Consider the following 18,615-nt stretch of genomic DNA (forward strand, 5'->3'; position numbering starts at 1 on the left):
CCTAGGTGATCGTGTACCCGAGCCGCAGTTCGGCGGCCGAGTCGATGTCGTCGGCGGTGGGACGGCCGTGCTCGCGCAGATCGGCGACGGTCCAGGCGAGCTTGAGGATGCGGTCGTAGCCGCGCGCGGTGACGCGCTCGCGCCGCAGCATGTCGTCGGCCGTCCGGGTGGCCGCGGGAGGCAGCCGCCATCGCGGCGAGCGCAGTGCGGGGCCGGGGACCTCGCAGTTGAGCTTCCAGCGCTCGCCCGCGTCGGCCCACCGTCCGGCGGCGATCTGGCGCGCCGCGGCGACCCGCTTGGCCACCGGCTCGGACGGCTCGGATTCGACCAGGTCCGACAGGATCGCCGAGGCCGACGGCGCCTCCACGTCGATGCGCAGATCGATGCGGTCGCGAAGCGGCCGGGAGATCCGTGCGAAGTAGCGTTTCCGCTCCCCGGGCGGGCACCGGCACTCGACCGGCCGGTTCGGCGCGCACGGGCAGGGGTTCGCGGCCAGCACCAGGAGCATCCGCGCCGGATAGCGGACGGTGCTCTCGGCCCGGCGCACCAGCACCTCGCCGCTTTCCAGCGGCTGGCGGAGCGAGTCGAGCACCTCCCTGCGCCATTCGGGGGCCTCGTCGACGAACAGGACGCCGCGGTGGGCCAGCGCCAGCGAGCCGGGCCCGGCGTGGCGGCCGCCGCCGATGAGCGCCTGGACCGTCATCGAATGGTGCGGCGCCTCGAACGGCGCGTGCCTGATGAGTTCGGCGGCGCCCTCGGCGAACCGGCCCCGCAGCGAATGGAGCGAGGTCACCTCGACCGCCTCGGCGTCGGTGAGCGGCGGGAGGATCGACGGGAGGCGTTCGGCCAGCATGGTCTTGCCCGCGCCGGGAGGGCCGGTCATGAACATGTGGTGGCCGCCGGCCGCCGCGATCTCGAGCGCCCTTCTCGCCTTCGGCTGACCTCGCAGATCCGCCAGGTCGGGCAGGTCCGGGGCGGGGGCCGCCTCGGCGGGCAGGGCCGGTTCCAGTTCGGTCTGGCCGTGCAGCCAGGCGACGAGTGCGGCCAGGTTGCGCGGTGCCAGGATCCTCATCTGCTCGACCAGGGCCGCCTCAGCGGCGTTCTCCGGCGAGACGACCGCGGTCGTCATGCCCGCCCGGCGGGCCGCCAGGAGCGCCGGCAGCGCGCCCGGCACCGGCCGCAGGCTCCCGTCCAGGCCGAGCTCGGCCAGCAGCACGGTGTCGCCGAGCCGGTGCGTCGGCACCATGTCGTCGGCGCGCATGATCGTGATCGCCAATGCCAGGTCCGCCGCCGAGCCGGTGGTGGGCAGCGAAGCGGGCAGAAAGTTGACCGTCACCGACTTGTCCTTGTCCGGGAACCGGAGCGCCGAGTTCGCCATCGCCGAGCGCACCCGGGTCTGCGCCTGGTTCACGACGCTGTCCGGCAGGCCCGACATGCGTACCGATTCGCTCGCCTTGGAGGCCGATGTCCATACCGACGCCTCCACGGTGACGACCACACCGGTCGTCCCGATCATGCAGACCGTGCTGGTGCTGCTGTAACCCATGTCGTCGCCCCCAGTGGTGTTCGAGTTCGATGCGCTCGGCGCCGGAGACGGTCAGTCCGACACGATCCACGCGCCACGGTTGGTCGGATCGGCAGTGCTCGCGCAGCCAGGCCCTGGCGAGCCGCTCGACGCGGCCGAGTTTCTCGCCGTCGATCGCCGCGAGCGGTCCGCCGAAACGCGTCGAGCGGCGGGTCTTGACCTCGCAGAAGACGACGACCTCCGCGAGGCGGGCCACGAGGTCGATCTCGCCGAGCCGGTGCCGCCAGTTGCGGTCGAGCAGCTGCATCCGGTCCCGCCGCAGATGCGCCGCCGCCAGCCGCTCGCCGATGCGGCCGAGCTCGCGCGGGCCGACGTCCCGCAGCGTCACGGCCCGGCCCCGCCGGGCCGGGGGAGCAGCCGCACCTGGCCGGCGCCGAAGAGCAGGAGCGGGTCGAGATAGGCCGAGCCGCGTTTGAGGCCGAGATGGAGGCATGCCGTGACCGGGCACGACGGGTGGCCCGCCGTGAGGCGTCCGACGGCCTGGCCCGCCGCGACCGTCTCGCCCGGCTCGACCACAGGTGCGAGCGGCTCATAGGTGGTGCGCAGGCCGTTCGGGTGGTCGACGCTCACGACGCCCCGTCCCGCGAGTTCACCGGCGAACACGACCGTGCCCGCGCCGGCGGCCACCACCTCGTCGCCCGCCGACGCGCCCAGATCGACCCCGCGGTGCCCCGGGAGCCACGGCAGCGGCGGCGGATCGAAGCGGGTCGCCACGTCGATGGGGCCGGCCGGCGCCTGCCAGCCGCCCCGCTCCTCCCGGGCCTCGGCGAGGGTGGGCCACAGGGTCGCTCCGGCCGCCGCGAGAGCGCCGAGGACCGCGGCCATGACCATCGCTCTGTGTAGTCGATTCATGACACTATGGTGAGCCGATGGTCCCGGAGTCGGCAAGAAAAAGTCGTCAGGCTGTGGATAACCCTGGAATCACCTTGTGGACAACTTGAGAAGCACCGTATCGGCCGAGGCTTTCCTCCCCTGTTCGCCCGATCGGGCCGAGGCTTGCATTGCTTCGATCACTGTGGTCCACCGGCCGCGCGGGGCCCTCCGGTCTCCGCGTACACTGTTCAGAGCGGTACAGCGCCTATGCGCGGTGCCGACTTCGCGCGCTCGCCGCGGTCGAGATCACACCATTCCATTCGTGACGGGTGCGGTCTGACCATCGCGATCTCCCAGGTCCGGGGCTTCCCGGTTGCATGATCGTCGAGGGCGAGCGCCAGGAGCGGGGCACTCGGACTTCGAGCGGGCCTTGCAATTGAACCAGGGAAAGAAAGGACTACAACCGTGTCGGTTGTCACCATGAGGCAGCTGCTGGAAAGCGGCGTGCACTTCGGGCACCAGACCCGTCGCTGGAACCCGAAGATGAAGCGGTACATCCTCACCGACCGCAACGGCATCTACGTCATCGACCTTCGCCAGACGGTCGACTACGCGGAGAAGGCCCACGACTTCGTCAAGAACGTCGTCGCCGAAGGCGGCGCCGTCCTCTTCGTCGGCACCAAGAAGCAGGCCCAGGAGGCCGTCGCCGAGCAGGCGGCGCGCGTCGGCATGCCCTTCGTCAACCACCGTTGGCTCGGCGGCATGCTCACCAACTTCCAGACCATCCAGAAGCGCCTGATGCGCCTCAAGGAACTCGAGATCATCGAGGCCAACGGTGCGGCCAACCGCACCAAGAAGGAAATGCTCCAGCTCATGCGGGAGAAGGACAAGCTCGACCGCACGCTCGGCGGCCTGCGCGACATGGAGAAGGTCCCGCAGGCGATCTGGATCGTCGACACCAAGAAAGAGCACATCGCCGTCGACGAGGCCCGCAAGCTCGGCGTCCCCGTCGTCGCGATCCTCGACACCAACTGCGACCCCGACGAGGTCGACTACCCGGTCCCGGGCAACGACGACGCGATCCGCTCCGTCGCCCTGCTGACCAAGATCATCGCCGACGGCGTCGCCGAGGGCCTCATGGCCCGCTCCGGTGGCACCGAAGCGAAGACCGGCAAGGCCGAGGGCGAGCCCCTGGCCGAGTGGGAGAAGGAACTTCTCTCGGCCGAGAAGACCGAAGACACCGAGAAGGTCGTCGAGCCGGCAGGCGAGACGGTCGTCGAAGAAGCCGACAAGCAGTAAGAAGGGGAGCAATGGCCAACTTCACGATGGCTGACGTCAAGAAGCTCCGGGAAGCCACCGGCTCCGGGATGATGGACGTCAAGAAGGCCCTTGAAGAGGCGGAAGGCGACTACGACGCGGCGCTCGAGGCGCTGCGCATCAAGGGTGCCAAGGACGTCGGCAAGCGCGCCGAGCGCACCACCGCCCAGGGCCTGGTCGCCCAGTCCGGCAACACGCTGCTGGAGCTGCTCTGCGAGACCGACTTCGTCGCCAAGAGCGGCTCGTTCATCGAGCTCGCCCAGACGCTGGTCGAACTCGCCGACGAGGTCCGCCCCGCGGACGCCGCCGCCTTCACCGACGCCAAGTTCGGCGCCAAGACCGTCTCCGAGGTCGTCGCCGAGGAATCGGCCAAGCTCGGCGAGAAGCTCGTCGTCGGCCGTATCGGCTCCCTGGAGGGTGACGTCGCGGTCTACATGCACCGCAAGGCCGCCGACCTGCCTCCGGCGGTCGGCGTCCTCGTCGCCTACACCGGCGACGCCGAGGCCGCCCGCCAGGTCGGCATGCAGGCCGCCGCGATGCGCCCGAAGTACCTCACCCGTGACGAGGTCCCGGCCGAGGCCATCGAGGCCGAGAAGCGCGTCGCGCTGGAGAGCGCCAAGGAAGAGGGCAAGCCCGAGCGCGCCTGGGACAAGATCGTCGAAGGCAAGGTGGGCGCCTACTACCGCGACTTCGTCCTGCTCGAGCAGAACTCGGTCATCGAGAACAAGAAGACCGTCAAGCAGGTCCTCAAAGACGCCGGCACCGAGGTGACGGGCTTCCTGCGCTTCGAGGTCGGTCAGGAGTAGTCTGCGGACTGAGACCGCCGACTACACTGGCGCAAGCCGTATAGCAATTCGAAGGGGCGGCGGCTGTTGGCCGCCGCCTCGTTCCATGTCCGGAGCCGAGCGAACTTCAGGGGAACGTCATGAGTGAAGCCACCTTCCGCCGAGTCGTGTTGAAACTGTCCGGTGAGGCCTTCGGTGGCGGCGCCGTCGGCGTCGACCCCGACATCGTCCACAACGTGGCCCGCCAGATCGCCGCGGGCGTGGCTGCAGGCGTCCAGGTCGCCGTGGTCGTCGGCGGCGGCAACTTCTTCCGCGGCGCCGAGCTCCAGAAGCGCGGCATGGACCGCGCCCGCGCCGACTACATGGGCATGCTCGGCACCGTCATGAACTGCCTCGCCCTCCAGGACTTCCTGGAGAAGGAGGGTGTGGACACCCGCGTCCAGACCGCCATCTCCATGGCCCAGGTCGCCGAGGCCTACATCCCCCTGCGCGCCATCCGCCACCTCGAGAAGGGCCGCGTCGTCATCTTCGGCGCCGGCGCGGGGCTCCCCTACTTCTCCACCGACACCGTCGCCGCTCAGCGCGCCCTCGAGATCGAGGCCCAGGTGGTGCTCGTGAGCAAGAATGGCGTCGACGCGGTCTACACCGCCGACCCGCGCACCGACCCCGCCGCCGAGCGACTCGAGGACCTCACCTTCGACGAGGCGCTCAAGCGCGAGCTCATGGTCGTCGACCAGACCGCCTTCAGCCTCTGCAAGGACAACGCCCTGCCGATGCTCGTCTTCGGCGCCGACGGCGACGAGAACCTCCGCCGCGCCCTGGTCGGCGAGAAACTCGGCACCCTTATCCACGCCGCCGACGACTAGGGCCGGGACGGTACCGTCAGAAGTGCTGTCAGGCTGCAAGAGAATGTGAGAAAAGCCGTGATTGACGACACCCTCCTCGAAGCCGAGGAGAAGATGGAGCGGGCCATCGAGCACGCCAAAGAGGAATTCGCGGTCATCCGCACCGGCCGCGCCTCCTCCGCCATGTTCAACCGGATCACCGTCGACTACTACGGTGCGCCGACGCCGCTGCCGCAGGTGGCCTCGATCGCCATCCCCGAGCCGCGCATGGTCCTGGTCAAACCGTTCGACACCTCGCAGACCAAGCACATCGAGGACGCCATCCGCAATTCCGACCTCGGCGTCAACCCGTCCAACGAGGGCAACCAGCTGCGGTTGAACCTGCCCCCGATGACCGAGGAACGCCGCCGCGAAATGGTCAAGCTCGCCCGCTCCAAGGGCGAGGACGCCAAGATCGCGATCCGCAACGTCCGCCGCCGCTCCAAGGACGAGATCGGCAAGTTCGTCAAGGACGGCGAGGCCTCCGAAGACGAGGGCCACGCCGCCGAGAAGGAACTCGACGACCTCACCGGCCGTTTCACCGGCATCGTCGACGAGCTCGTGAGCTCCAAAGAGTCCGAACTGCTCGAGATCTGATGAACGTGCTCCCCGACGGCCCCCATGGGCGCCGCCCGCACCCGTCGCCTGACGGGGGCGGGCGAGAGCCCGACGCGGCCGAGGCCGGCCCGCCGGAGCCCGAAGGCCGCCGCAAGCCCTCGGCCGGACGCAATCTGCCCGTCGCCATCGGCGTCGGCCTCGGCCTCGCCGCGGTCGTCCTGGCCTCATTGCTGATCCAGCCCATCGCCTTCCTCGGCCTCGCCGTCATCGCCGTCGCCGTCGCCTGCTGGGAGACCGGCACCGCGATGCACCGGGGCGGCAAGAACGTCCCGGTGTTCCCGCTGGCCGCCGCGGGAGCGCTCATCGTCGTCCTCGCCTGGTACGGCGGCGCGACCGGGCTGCTGCTCGGCACCGCCGTGGGCGTGGCCGCGCTGTTCGTGTGGCGCCTCGCCGAGGGCGCCACCGACTACCGCGCCGACGTCTCGGCCGCGTCCCTGGTGCTCGTCCAGGTGCCGTTCCTGGCCGGCTTCGTGATGCTGCTGGCGAACTCCGACCAGGGCTCGGCGCGGTTCATCGAGACCGGTGCGGCCCAGGTCCTCATCATGCTGTTCACCGTGGTCCTCTCCGACACCGGCGGCTACACCGCCGGCGTCCTGTTCGGGCGCCATCAGATGACGCCGCGGATCAGCCCCAAGAAGTCCTGGGAGGGTCTCGGCGGCTCCATCGCGGCCGCGGCTCTGGGCGGGTCGCTGACGCTCTGGTTCTTCTTCGACGTTCCGATCCCGCTTGGCGTGGCGTTCGGCGTCTGCGTGGCGCTGGCCGCTACGTTGGGGGACCTGTCGGTCTCGTTGCTCAAACGGGACCTGGGCATCAAGGACATGAGCAATCTCATCCCCGGACACGGAGGAGTGATGGACCGACTGGATTCCATCCTCATGGTCGCACCGGTGGCCTATGTCTGGTTCCGTTACCTCCTTGGGTGATGCGTCCTGATTGGTGAAGGCGATGAAGGAGGGCTCGGGGTGAAAACCGCGTTCCGGGGTTGGCGGGCTCCTTGCCGGACATGCGAGACTAGGTCGTGACATGTCTGTAGCACTCACGTTGACCGAGCCGCGCCCCCGCAAGGCAGCGCCGCGGCACCTCGCCGACCTCGATTTGGCAGGATGCCGGTCCGTCCTATCCGAGATAGGGCAGCCGGCCTTCCGCGCCAAGCAATTGCGGAACCAATACTTCGGTAGACACGTCGCGGACGCGAGTCTGATGACGGATCTGCCCGCCGCCGCGCGGGAGGCCATCGGCGAGGCCCTGCTGCCTCGCCTGCTGGACCCGATCCGCCTCGACGACTGCGACGGCGGCCGGACCGTCAAGGCCGTCTGGCGCCTCCACGACGGCGCGCTGGTCGAGAGCGTCATCATGGCCTACCCCGACCGCATCACCGCGTGCGTGTCCTCGCAGGCCGGCTGCGGCATGGCCTGCCCGTTCTGCGCCACCGGCCAGGGCGGGCTGACCCGCAACCTGACCACGGCCGAGATCGTCGACCAGGTCGTCGCGTGCGCCCGCATCGCCTCCGAACGCGGCCTCGGGCGCCTGTCGAACATCGTGTTCATGGGCATGGGCGAGCCGCTGGCGAACTGGCCCCGGCTCAAGGCCGCCCTGCGGCTCATCACCGACCCGGTGCCGGACGGGGTGGGCCTGTCCGCGCGGAACGTGACCGTCTCCACTGTGGGTTTGGTCCCCGCGATCGGAAAGCTTGCCGCCGAGGGCTTGCCGGTGACACTGGCCGTGTCGCTGCACGCCCCGGACGACGAGCTGCGTGACGAACTCGTCCCCGTCAACACCCGCTGGAAGGTCGCCGAGGTGCTGGGGGCGGCCTGGGAGTACGCTTCAGTGACCGGTCGTCGCGTTTCCATCGAGTACGCGATGATTCGCGATGTCAATGATCAGCCTTGGCGGGCAGACCTATTGGGCAAGCTACTAGCGGGTAAGTTGGTTCATGTGAACCTCATCCCGCTCAACCCCACGCCGGGGAGCCGCTGGGACGCCAGTCCCAAGCCGGTGGAGGCGGAATTCGTGCGGCGGCTGCGTGCGGCGGGAGTGTCAACGACCGTTCGCGACACGCGCGGCCAAGAGATCGATGGCGCCTGCGGGCAGCTGGCTGCTTCGGTCCGGGAGGCTGGTCCTACCAGCGCTGCCGGCACGGAGTCGGGCGAGTTGTCCTCTGCCGGCGCCGCGAGTTAGGCGGAGAAGGGTGGCTTGGTAGTGGCGAGTCATGGGGATCGATTCAGGCGCCGAGCGTTGAGCCGGGGCTACAAGGTCGACGAAGTGGACGCGTTCCTGGACCGCGTGGAGGCCACGCTCTCCGGGGAACCCGTCGGCAGCCCTGTGACGGCCGACGAGGTCGACGACGTCGTCTTCCGCGTCCGGTTCGGCGGGTACGACGAGTGGCAGGTCGACGTCTACCTCGACCGGGTGGCGCGCCAGCTCGCCGAGCTCGAGGAGCGGGGCGTGCTCGGCACCGCCCCGGCCCCCGACTACGGCAAGCCCGACACCGCCGCCGCGGCCGTCCCGCCCGCTCAGGCGGGCCCCGGCCAGCGACGCAACCCCGAGCCGGCCCCGACGCAGGCCATCCCGGCGAGCGAGATCATGGCGGCCCGCGCGGCCGCCCCGCCGCCTCCTCCGGCCCGCGAACCGGTCGGCCGCTCCTCCCGATCCGCCCCACCGCCGGACCCCGACGGCTTCGGCGACCTGCGCGGCGACGACGACGAAGGCTTCGGCTTCCTCGCCGGTCCTCCCGGCGACGACTACGACGATCCGTTCGCGAAGCGAGGCGGACAGGACGACGTGTACGGCGCTCCTCCCCGCGGCGGCGCCCCCGAACCGCATCAAGGCGACTTCGGCGCCCCACGCGGCCCTGAGCCGGCCGCGCCGCGAGGCGGCGACTTCGGACCGCCCGGGCGCGATGCCGCCGGTCCGCCCCCGCGCGGGGGCATGCCCCCCCACGACGCGCCCCACGCAGGACCCTCGCCGCACCACGGTGCGACCGAGCAGCTGCCGCTGCAGTCCGACCCGAGGCGCGGCGGATTCCCGCAGCAGGACCGGCCATCGGCCGGAGGCTACGGCCCGCCGCCGTCCAACGACGACACCCAGGTCCAGCCTGCCGCGACCGGTTCGAGGCCACCGGGCCGTCGCGCGGCCCCGGACCCCGCTCCCGGCTTCGGCGCGGCCTACGACGACGAGATGGGCGAGACCGGCCGCCGCGCGGCCACGCCGCCGCACGGACCTTCTTCGCAGCCGCCCATGCCGCCGACGCCGCCGGGGCCGCCCACCGGGCCGATCCCGCAGGCGCCGCGCCAGCCGATGCAGCAGCCCGGCGTGCCGCCCCCGCCGCCGACCGCGCCGATCCAGCAGCCGCACCAACCGCCGCAGGGCGAGACGTACGGATCGCGCGGACGCACCTACGGACGCGATGGTTTCGGACCTGACAGCGGGGGTTACCAGCAGCCCGAACCGCAGCACGACGGCTTCGCGCCCGAAGGGCCCGAGGACACCGGCTACGGCCGCCGCGCCGCGCCGCCGAGCCCGCCGCCTCCGGCCGGTGGCTTCGGCCCGCCGAGCCACGTCTCCGGCCCTTCGGCAGGCCACGGCGCTCCGCCGCCTCCGGCGGACAATGGCGCGTTCGGCGCCCAGCAGCACCGAGGCGCGGCCTCACCGCCGGACTTCGGCCGCCGCAATCCCTACGAGGGCCGCGGATTCGAGGCGCCGGGCCGCCACGGCCGCGAGGAGATGACCACCGAGATGCGGGCGTCGGACTCGCCGTTCACGCCCGACGACGTGCAGCGCCTCGAACAGCTGCGCCGGGCCTTCCAGCCCAGGCGCTTCGGCTCGGGTTACGACCCCACCCAGGTCGACCAGATGTTCGACGCGGTATCGGCGGCCATGACCGGCCGCAACCCGGTGCCGCTGTCGGACCGGGAGCTCGACACGAGCCAGTTCTCCCTGGTGCAGGGCGGCTACTTCGAGGCCGAAGTGGACTCGGCACTGCGCGAGGTCAGAGAGCTGTTCGCGCGCCGCGGCATGATGCACTGACGCTCGTTCGCCCGATACGACGACGAACGGGGCTGCGATCCGCAGCCCCGGTTCCGTCTGCCGTGACGATCGGTGCGCGCTAGCGCAGACCCCGCTTGGCCATCCACGCGTCGACGACCACGATGCCGACCAGGATCGCGGCCGTGAGGACGAGGAAGATGTCCTCGACGCGGCCGAGGTGGTTGCCGAACATGAAGCTCAGCACGATGACCGCGCCGACCACCAAGGCGGTGTACATGGCCTTGCGGTTGGTGGGCTTGCGCTGATCGGGCGAGAGAATCTGCTCTTCGGCTGCCATTAGGGTTCCTCCAACCAATCCGATATCGGGGACAGTCTCGCACGCCACAAGGAGCAGCGTCGCTGCCCCGGCCGCGGTGTGAGCTGTAAAGTTGAGGCACTGTCGACCAAATCCGGAAGGGTATCCGTGCGCATTACCGGCACTGGCCACGCCAGCATGTTCATCGAGACCGCCGCAGGTTCGATCCTCTGCGATCCGTGGGTCAACCCCGCCTATTTCGCCTCGTGGTTCCCCTTTCCCGACAACTCGCAGCTCGACTGGGACGCCCTCGGCCGCGCCGATTACCTCTACGTCTCGCACCTGCACCGCGACCACTTCGACGAGGAGAACCTCTCGAAGCACATCAGCAAGGACACCACCGTCCTGCTGCCGGAGTACCCTACCTCCGAGCTGGAGACGGAGCTGCGGGCGCTGGGCTTCCACAAGTTCATCAAGACCGTCTCCGAGGAGATCGTCGAGCTGCCCGGCGGCGTCAAGGTCATGATCCAGGCGCTGACCAGTCCCACCGACGGCCCGATCGGCGACTCGTCGCTGTGGGTCGAGGACGCCGACGGCACCCGCCTGCTCAATCAGAACGACGCCCGTCCCACCGACATGAGCGTCTTCCTCCAGCACGGCAAGATCCACGCCCACATGCTCCAGTTCTCCGGCGCGATCTGGTTCCCGATGGTCTACGAGCTGCCCGACAACGCCAAGCGCGCCTTCGGCAAGCAGAAGCGCGAGCGCGGCTTCGACCGGTCCCTGCGCTACATCGACGACGTCGCCGGCGACTGGGTCTTCCCGATCGCCGGCCCGCCCTGCTTCCTCGACGACGAGCTGTACCAGTTCAACGACGTCTTCGGCGACGAGGGCAACATCTTCCCAGACCAGCTCGCCTACACCGACTGGCTGGAGGAGCAGGGACGCAAGAACAACATCATCCTGCTGCCCGGTTCGGTCGCCGAGATCGTCGCCGACGGCTCGGCGAACGTCGCGCACCCGGTCGAGGACGTGCGCGAGTGGTTCGCCAACAAGAAGCAGCACCTCGACGCCTACAAGGAACGCCAGGCCGAGCGCATCGCGGTCGAGAAGGCGTCCTGGTCGCACCCGGAGATCGACATCCTCGAGACGCTGCGCGAGCGCATCGAGCCGCTCATGGCCCAGGCCGAGCACATCGCCACCGGCGTCGGCGGCCCGGTCCGGTTCGACCTGACCGCGCCGGACTCCGACGAGGTCGTCGAGTCGATCATCTTCGACTTCCTGGAGCGCAAGATCTACCCGGACGACGGGGCGAAGGTCCGCTACCGCTTCCGCACCGAGCGGCGCCTCATCGAGCATCTGCTGCACATCCGCGAGGTCGACTGGGTCAATTCGCTGTTCCTGTCGTGCCGGTTCACCGCCGCGCGCATCGGCCAGTACAACGAGTTCGTCTACGCGTTCTTCAAGTGCCTCTCGGAGGAGCGCATCCAGTACGCCGAGGGCTGGTACGCCGAGCAGCGCCCGGACGACGAGGACATCACGATGCAGGGCTGGACGATGCAGCGCCGCTGCCCGCACCTCAAGGCCGACCTGTCCGTCTTCGGCAAGGTCGAGGAAGGCGTGCTGACCTGCCAGATGCACGGCTGGAAGTGGAACCTGAGCTCCGGCAAGTGCATGACGAGCGTCGGGCATGACATCAGAAGCGCTCGCGCTGAGGCCGGGTAGCCGACTTGAGCGGCCGGTCCTTCGCGGTCGGTCCGCCATCGCTCACTTTTCGATGCCGAAGTCCCTCATCATCGACATGATCTGCGTCTTGTAGAACTCGTCGACGTTCGCCTGCACCGGCAGGGAACCGAACGCTTCCATGGCGACCAGGCCGAACACCCGGACCCAGGCCGAGGTGAACGCGAAGACCCAGGACAGCGGCAGGGGCTCCCCGATGATCATGTCCGCGCACTTCTCCCGCAGCTCCCGCTGCAGGTCCTCGGAGATCTGGGGCATCTCGACCTGGGCGAAGTCGAAGCCCTCGCCCTTGGTCTGGCGGTAGTAGGCGGCGAACTCCTGCCCGCACATCTTGGCGTGCTCGAGGGACTTCCGGATGACCGGGTGGAGGTCCTCGAACGCCATGCCGGTCATGTCGGCCGGCAGCGACATCGAGCTCTCGCCGTCGGGGGTGTTGAGCATGAGCTCGAACTCGCGCCGGTGCGCGACCGCCCAGACCCGGAACGACCAGATCCAGGACTTGAGCCGATCGAGGTGGTGCTCCGGCGGCGATTGGTCCATGGCCGCGCGCGTCTCCTCGATAAGCTCGTCGTAGAAGTCGCAGCACAGCTCGGTCACCAGTGAATCGAGGCTGTCGAAGTATCGGTACAGCGCAGCGGGGGAGACCCCTACCTCGCGGGCGATGGCGCGCAGTGAGATCCCGCTCGGGCCGAGCTCCAGGAGTTGGCCGCGCGCGCTCGCCTTGATCTCGGCGATCGTCTCGGCGCGCATCCGCTCGCGACGGCTCGGGCCACCCGTGGTGTTGGAACTCACTGCACTCCTCTTGGAACAATCGTGTTAACGCCGTTGATTTTACGATCACCGTTCATTAGGGTTAACGCCGTTAGCTAAATATTCAATGCTCACTATCCTACCGCTGTTCGGCCCCCCGAAACCAGCGGTCACGGCCTCCCCAAGAGGAGAAGCATATGTATTCCCTGCTAGGCCGCGCGGTCATCAAGGCCCGCTGGCTCATCGTCGTCGGGATCGTCGCGGTCTTCGCGGTCGGCTCGACCTGGGGCCTGGGCGTCTTCGATGCGTTCACCGACGGCGGTTTCGTCTCCGAGGAGGCGCGCTCGGTCACCGACGCCGAAGCGATCGAGGAGGAGTTCGGCTCCACCGGCGCCGACGTCGTCGTCCTCTACACCTCACACGACTCGACCGTTGCGGACCCCGACTTCCAATCGGCCGTCACCGGCGCCGCCGCCGACATGGCCGCCCTCGACGAGGTCGACAGCGCGGTCTCCTACTACGACACCGGTGCACCGACCTTCGTCTCGAACGACGGGCACTCCACCTTCGTCGCCGTCTCCCTCGCCGGAGGCAGCTCCGACGAGGCCCTCGCGAACACCTACGAGGCCGTCCACGAGGATCTGCGCGCGGCCGGCGACACCGACGGCCTCGAGGTCGCCCTCGGCGGCGGCGCGGCGACCTTCTTCGACATCAACGAGCAGGTCCAAGAGGACCTCGAGATCGCCGAGCTGATCTCGATGCCGCTGCTGCTGCTCATCATGATCGTGGTCTTCGGCGCCCTCGTGGCCGCCTCGCTCCCGCTGCTCATCGGCGGCATGGCGATCCTCGGCGGCTTCGCCATCACCCGCGTCATCACCGAGTTCACCGACGTCTCGATCTTCGCGGCCAACGTCATCACCATCATCGGCCTGGGCATGTCCATCGACTACGCCCTGTTCGTGCTGCGGCGGTTCCGCGAGGAGCTGGCGAACGGGCGTGACAAGCGCGCGGCCGTGCTCGGGACCGTGGCCACCGCCGGGCGCACCGTCATGGTCTCCGGCATGATCATCGTCCTGTCGATGGGCGGTCTGCTCCTGGTCGACGTGCCGTTCCTGCACGGCATCGCCTACGGCGTCATGTCCGCCGTCGGCGTCGCGATGCTCTCGGCCCTGGTGGCCCTCCCGGCCCTGCTCTACATGCTCGGCCACCGCGTCGACAAGGGAAGGCTGCCTTGGAGGAGGGACAGCGTGCCCAAGACGGACACCGGTTTCTGGCACGGCCTGGCCGCCGGCGTCATGCGCCGTCCCGTGCTGGTCCTGCTGCCGGTCCTCGCCTTCATGGTGTTCCTCGCCTGGCCGGTCGCGGGCGCCGAGTTCGGCGGCGTCGATGAGCGGGACATGCCCGCCGACGCCGAGTCCCGCGTGGTCACCGAGACCGTCGCGGCCGAGTTCCCCGGCGGGGACTCCGAGACCTTCGACGTCATGGTGACCGGCGGTGGAGAGGCCGCTCTGGCCGAGACCGTGCAAACGCTCGAAGGGCTCGACGACGTCGAGCGGGTCGTCCCGGCGGACGCATCGGGCGCCTCGACGCTCCTGCAGGTCCACTACGGTGTCGAGCCGTTCAGCGCCGAGTCCCGCGACCTCATCGAGGACGTCCGCGACATCGACGTGGCCGGCGGCGAGCTGTTCGTCACCGGCGGGGCCTCGGACCTCGTGGACATGTTCGACGCGATCGCGGACGGCCTGCCGGCCATGGTCGGCTACATCGTCGCCGTCACGATGATCGTGCTGTTCCTGGCCTTCGGCTCGATCGTGCTGCCGGTCAAGGCGGTCCTGATGAACTTCGTGTCTCTGGGCGCCGCGATCGGCATCGTGGTGTGGATCTTCCAGGAGGGCAACCTGTCCGGCCTGCTCGACTTCACCGCGACCGGATACCTCAACCCCTCGAACCTGCTGCTCATGGTGGTACTGCTGTTCGCCCTCTCCACCGACTACGAGGTCTTCCTGCTCTCGCGGGTGCGCGAGGAGTGGGACAACGGCGCCGACAACCGGACCGCCGTCCTGCGCGGCATGCAGAAGACCGGCTCGATCATCACCGCGGCGGCGGCGATCCTCATCGTCGTGGTGGGCGCCTTCGCATTCGGCGGCATCACGTTCATGAAAATGATCGGCCTGGGCATGGCCGTGGCGATCTTCCTCGACGCCACCGTGGTGCGGATGCTCCTGGTCCCGGCCGCGATGCGGCTGCTGGGCCGAGCCAACTGGTGGGTGCCGGGCCCGCTGGCCCGCCTGTACTCGAAGTACGGCCTCAAGGAGACCGAGGAGGCGGTCGAACCGCCGGCCGACCGCAAGGTGCCCGCGAACGTCTGACCACTGCAGCCTCAGCGGCCTGTCCCGGTCTCACCGGGGCGGGCCGCTGCTCGTTGCACGCGAGCCGCATGTGACGCATGTTGCGATGACGAATCAGTTGGGCCATAGTTACTAAAGATATTGAGGAATTTAAGTTGACCCATTGACAACGAAGCAAGCGGTTGCATAACCTGGTGTGACTTGGAGCCAACCCCCTCCGAAAGGCCTCAATACTCTATGACCGACAACGAAGTCGCTGTTGTGCCAACGAAAACGCGCAACCCCGACGACGCAAAGCCTCCCCCGGCCTCCGCGCCGCGGCGACGGGTCCAGCGGGGATTCGGCAGGTCCGCTCGCAGCCGCGAGCGCTGGGCCGCCCTCAGCTTCCTCACACCCTTCATCATCGGCCTGACCGTCATCACCATCGGGCCGATGGTCGCCTCCTTCTACCTGTCGTTCACCGACTACAGCCTCATCGGGGACGCCAACTGGATCGGGCTGGCGAACTACGAGCGGATGCTCGACGACCCGCGCCTGATGACCTCGCTCGGAGTGACCTTCCGGTACGTCTTCATCTCCGTGCCCCTCCAGCTCGCGATGGCGCTGGGCCTGGCGATGGTCCTCGACAGGGGCGTGCGGGGCCTGCCGATCTACCGCTCGATCTTCTACCTGCCCTCGCTCCTGGGCGGCTCGGTGGCCATCGCCATCATGTGGCGCCAGGTCTTCGGCACCGAAGGACTGGTCAACCAGGTCCTGGCCCTGTTCGGCGTCCAAGGACAAGGATGGATCTCCCACCCCGATTTCGCGCTCGACACGCTGATCATCCTCAACGTGTGGACCTTCGGCTCGCCCATGGTGATCTTCCTGGCGGGCCTGCGGCAGATCCCCGCCATGTACTACGAGGCGGCCAGGGTCGACGGCGCCGGACCGGTGCGGCGGTTCCTCAACATCACCGTACCGCTGCTGACCCCGATCATCTTCTTCAACCTGGTGCTGCAGATCATCAACGCGTTCCAGGCGTTCACCCAGGCGTTCATCGTCTCGGGAGGCAAGGGCGGCCCATCGGATTCGACGCTGTTCTACACGCTGTACCTCTACGACCGCGGCTTCACCGCCTTCGAGATGGGTTACGCCTCGGCCCTCGCCTGGCTCCTGCTCCTGATCATCGGCGTGTTCACGGCCCTCAACTTCCTCATGTCGAAATTCTGGGTGTTCTATGGCGACTAAGACTCGGACCCCCGTCCACCAGGCTCCCGCCGCCTCCGGGCCGACCGGGCGCCGCAAGAGCGGCCGATCGGAGCTGGGATCGCTGCGACGCCTCCTGATCCACTTGGGCCTCATCGTATTCGCGATGATCATGATCTACCCGCTGCTGTGGATGCTGTCGGCCTCGTTCAAACCACTCGAGGAGATCTTCTCCGACCCGAGCCTGATCCCCTCGCGCATCGAGTGGCGGAACTACTACGACGGCTGGACCGCCCTGCCGCACCCGTTCCACCGGTACATCTTCAACTCGATGGTCATCGTCGCCGGCTCCATCATCGGCAACCTGGTCGCCTGCTCAATGGCCGCCTACGCCTTCGCGCGGCTGCGATTCCCGCTGCGCGGCATGCTCTTCGCCATCATGCTGGCCACCATCATGCTGCCGATCCACGTGGTGATCATCCCGCAGTACATCCTCTTCAACAACTTCGGCTGGATCGACACCTTCTGGCCGCTCATCGTGCCGAAACTGCTGGCCACGGACGCCTTCTTCATCTTCCTGATGGTGCAGTTCATCCGCGGCCTGCCCCGCGAGCTCGACGAGGCCGCCAAGATCGACGGATGCAGCCACTGGGGCGTGTTCCTCCGCGTGATCATGCCGCTGTGCACCCCCGCGCTGGCCACCACCGCGATCTTCACGTTCATCTGGACCTGGAACGACTTCTACTCCCAGCTGATCTACATCCGCGACATCGACCTGCAGACCGTGCCACTGGCCTTGCGCCTATTCCTCGATTCCCAGGGCCAGACGTCCTGGGGAGCCCTCTTCGCGATGTCCATCGTGGCACTGGGCCCGATCTTCGGGTTCTTCCTCGCCGGCCAGCGGTACCTCGTCCGAGGCATCGCCACCACCGGCATCAAGTAACACGGCAACCAACCTCATCCTCTGAAAGGACGAGACGATGCATTCATCCAACCCCTCAGGCCTGAGCCGGCGAACACTCGCCAAGGCCGGCCTGTTCGGAGCGGCGGCGGCACCGCTGCTCGCCGCCTGCGGCAACGACGACGGCGGCGGCGACGGCGGCTCCGGAGAGCTCACCTTCATGTGGTGGGGGTCCGACCCCCGGCACGAGTACACGCGCCAGATCATCGAGGCCTTCACGAGCGCCAACCCCGACATCACCATCGAAGAGTCGGTCGCCGACTGGTCCGGCTACTGGGACGCGCTCAACGTCTCGGTCTCCGGCGGCAACGCACCCGACGTGATGCAGCACGAGGAGCGGTACCTGCGCGAATACGCCGAGCGCAACACGCTGCTGGCCCTCGACGACATCGGCATCGACATGAGCAACCTCGACCCGGCCGTGCTGGAGGGCGGCCAGCTCGATGGCACCACCTACGGCATCGGCACCGGCGTCAACGCCCTGTGCCTGCTGGTGAACCCGGCACTCGTCGACGCCGCTGGGGTCTCCATGCCCGACGACACCACATGGTCCTGGGACGACTTCATGACCTTCGTCAGCGACCTGTCCGCGGGCGGCGACGCCATCGGCAACTCGGGACTGTCGTTCAACAACGAGGCGCTGTTCAACGTCTTCGCGCGGCAGCGGGGCGAGGGCCTCTACACCCCCGACGGCGGCCTCGGATTCACCGCCGAGACCATGACCGCCTGGTGGTCCATGGTCACCGATCTGCAGTCGGCCGGCGCCATCCCGGAGGCCACCGTCATCGTGGAGGCCACCGCGGCCGGCCAGGACCAGGCGCCGCTGGCGACCGGCACCGGCGTCACCGAGTTCTACTGGTCCAACCAGGTCTCCGCGCTCGAAGAGGTCCTCGGCGGCGACCTCCAGCTCCTGCGCCTCCCCGGCGAGGCCGAGGCCACGCAGCCGGGCATGTACCTCAAACCCGCCATGTTCTGGGCGGTCTCGGCCGAAACCGAGGACGCCGAGGCGGCGGGCAAGCTGGTCGACTTCCTCCTCAACAGCGACGAGTCGATCGATCTCATGCTCACCGACCGCGGCCTGCCCGCGAACCTCGAACAGCGCGAGCGGATCCTTCCCGACCTCGCCGAGGCGGACAAGAAGGGAGCCGACTTCATCGCGGAGATCAGCCCCGGCCTGGGCGAGGGACCGCCCGTCCCGCCGATCGGGGCCGGTCAGATCGCCGACATCTCGCTGCGGGTCTACGAACCCCTGCTGTTCGGCGACGCCACCCCCGAGCAGACGACCGAACAGTTCATGAGCGAGGCCGAGGCCGCCATCGGCTAGGTGCGCCGGCGGCCCGTCCG

At 68.7% G+C, this 18,615-nt stretch carries 15 protein-coding genes and 2 pseudogenes; 12 read left to right on the top strand and 5 right to left on the bottom strand.

The genetic code is table 11. The features are described 5' to 3' along the window. Window position 1: 1 nt before the first annotated feature. From ACYVK3_RS05405 to ACYVK3_RS05415, 3 genes and pseudogenes are all read right to left on the bottom strand, one after another. Window positions 2-1,546: a YifB family Mg chelatase-like AAA ATPase gene (locus ACYVK3_RS05405; protein ID WP_460496236.1), complete on the bottom strand. Its 1,545-nt coding sequence runs from the start codon at window positions 1,544-1,546 to the stop codon at window positions 2-4. A 73-nt stretch (window positions 1,547-1,619) separates the two neighbouring features. Then, window positions 1,620-2,018: pseudogene (locus ACYVK3_RS05410) on the bottom strand (YraN family protein); the annotation flags it as partial. Then, window positions 1,910-2,437 carry a murein hydrolase activator EnvC family protein gene (locus tag ACYVK3_RS05415; protein WP_460496237.1) on the bottom strand — a complete coding sequence of 176 codons (528 nt, stop codon included), beginning with the start codon at window positions 2,435-2,437 and terminating at the stop codon, window positions 1,910-1,912. The pseudogene ACYVK3_RS05410 and the gene ACYVK3_RS05415, both read right to left, overlap by 109 nt. Window positions 2,438-2,863: 426 nt before the next feature. On the opposite strand from ACYVK3_RS05415, the gene rpsB reads away from it, so the two are divergent. The 7 genes and pseudogenes from rpsB to ACYVK3_RS05450 form a co-directional block, all read left to right on the top strand. Continuing rightward, the gene (gene rpsB / locus ACYVK3_RS05420) at window positions 2,864-3,697 is read left to right on the top strand and encodes a small ribosomal subunit protein uS2 (RefSeq protein ID WP_460496238.1); all 834 of its coding nucleotides are present in this window, start codon (window positions 2,864-2,866) and stop codon (window positions 3,695-3,697) included. Window positions 3,698-3,708: 11 nt separating this feature from the next. Further along, entirely contained in the window at window positions 3,709-4,521 is an 813-nt protein-coding gene (gene tsf / locus ACYVK3_RS05425; RefSeq protein WP_460496239.1) for a translation elongation factor Ts, read from the top strand. A 119-nt stretch (window positions 4,522-4,640) separates the two neighbouring features. After that, a complete protein-coding gene (gene pyrH / locus ACYVK3_RS05430) occupies window positions 4,641-5,366 on the top strand; it encodes a uridine monophosphate kinase (protein WP_460496240.1) in 726 nt (241 codons plus the stop codon). Window positions 5,367-5,423: 57 nt separating this feature from the next. Continuing rightward, entirely contained in the window at window positions 5,424-5,981 is a 558-nt protein-coding gene (gene frr, locus ACYVK3_RS05435) for a ribosome-recycling factor (RefSeq protein WP_460496241.1), read from the top strand. Further along, window positions 5,981-6,925, top strand: coding sequence for a phosphatidate cytidylyltransferase (locus ACYVK3_RS05440; RefSeq protein ID WP_460496242.1), 945 nt, complete (start codon window positions 5,981-5,983; stop codon window positions 6,923-6,925). The genes frr and ACYVK3_RS05440 overlap by 1 nt, the downstream gene beginning before the upstream one ends. 100 nt (window positions 6,926-7,025) lie before the next feature. Next, window positions 7,026-8,180 carry a 23S rRNA (adenine(2503)-C(2))-methyltransferase RlmN gene (rlmN, locus tag ACYVK3_RS05445; RefSeq protein ID WP_460496243.1) on the top strand — a complete coding sequence of 385 codons (1,155 nt, stop codon included), beginning with the start codon at window positions 7,026-7,028 and terminating at the stop codon, window positions 8,178-8,180. A 21-nt stretch (window positions 8,181-8,201) separates the two neighbouring features. After that, window positions 8,202-8,474 (top strand): annotated as a pseudogene (locus tag ACYVK3_RS05450) (DivIVA domain-containing protein); the annotation flags it as partial. A gap of 1,633 nt (window positions 8,475-10,107) precedes the next feature. Here the strand turns inward: ACYVK3_RS05450 and ACYVK3_RS05455 are convergent. After that, window positions 10,108-10,326 (bottom strand): DUF2631 domain-containing protein, encoded by a 219-nt coding sequence (locus tag ACYVK3_RS05455; RefSeq protein WP_460496244.1) that lies wholly within the window; start codon window positions 10,324-10,326, stop codon window positions 10,108-10,110. 132 nt (window positions 10,327-10,458) lie between these two features. On the opposite strand from ACYVK3_RS05455, the gene ACYVK3_RS05460 reads away from it, so the two are divergent. Further along, on the top strand, window positions 10,459-12,009 hold the full coding sequence (locus tag ACYVK3_RS05460) for a Rieske 2Fe-2S domain-containing protein (protein WP_460496279.1): 1,551 nt from the start codon (window positions 10,459-10,461) through the stop codon (window positions 12,007-12,009). Window positions 12,010-12,051: 42 nt separating this feature from the next. Here ACYVK3_RS05460 and ACYVK3_RS05465 read toward each other — a convergent pair whose 3' ends face one another. Continuing rightward, window positions 12,052-12,819: a TetR/AcrR family transcriptional regulator gene (locus tag ACYVK3_RS05465; protein WP_460496245.1), complete on the bottom strand. Its 768-nt coding sequence runs from the start codon at window positions 12,817-12,819 to the stop codon at window positions 12,052-12,054. Window positions 12,820-12,974: 155 nt separating this feature from the next. Between ACYVK3_RS05465 and ACYVK3_RS05470 the strand changes: the two genes are divergently transcribed. The 4 genes from ACYVK3_RS05470 (at window position 12,975) to ACYVK3_RS05485 (ending at window position 18,595) form a co-directional block, all read left to right on the top strand. Further along, window positions 12,975-15,146: an MMPL family transporter gene (locus tag ACYVK3_RS05470; protein WP_460496246.1), complete on the top strand. Its 2,172-nt coding sequence runs from the start codon at window positions 12,975-12,977 to the stop codon at window positions 15,144-15,146. Window positions 15,147-15,362: 216 nt separating this feature from the next. After that, window positions 15,363-16,352, top strand: coding sequence for a carbohydrate ABC transporter permease (locus ACYVK3_RS05475; protein WP_460496247.1), 990 nt, complete (start codon window positions 15,363-15,365; stop codon window positions 16,350-16,352). Beyond that, window positions 16,342-17,253 (top strand): carbohydrate ABC transporter permease, encoded by a 912-nt coding sequence (locus tag ACYVK3_RS05480; RefSeq protein WP_460496248.1) that lies wholly within the window; start codon window positions 16,342-16,344, stop codon window positions 17,251-17,253. The genes ACYVK3_RS05475 and ACYVK3_RS05480 overlap by 11 nt, the downstream gene beginning before the upstream one ends. A 37-nt stretch (window positions 17,254-17,290) precedes the next feature. Continuing rightward, entirely contained in the window at window positions 17,291-18,595 is a 1,305-nt protein-coding gene (locus ACYVK3_RS05485) for an ABC transporter substrate-binding protein (protein WP_460496249.1), read from the top strand. Window positions 18,596-18,615 lie beyond the last annotated feature (20 nt).

This window comes from Glycomyces tarimensis (genome assembly GCF_054776215.1).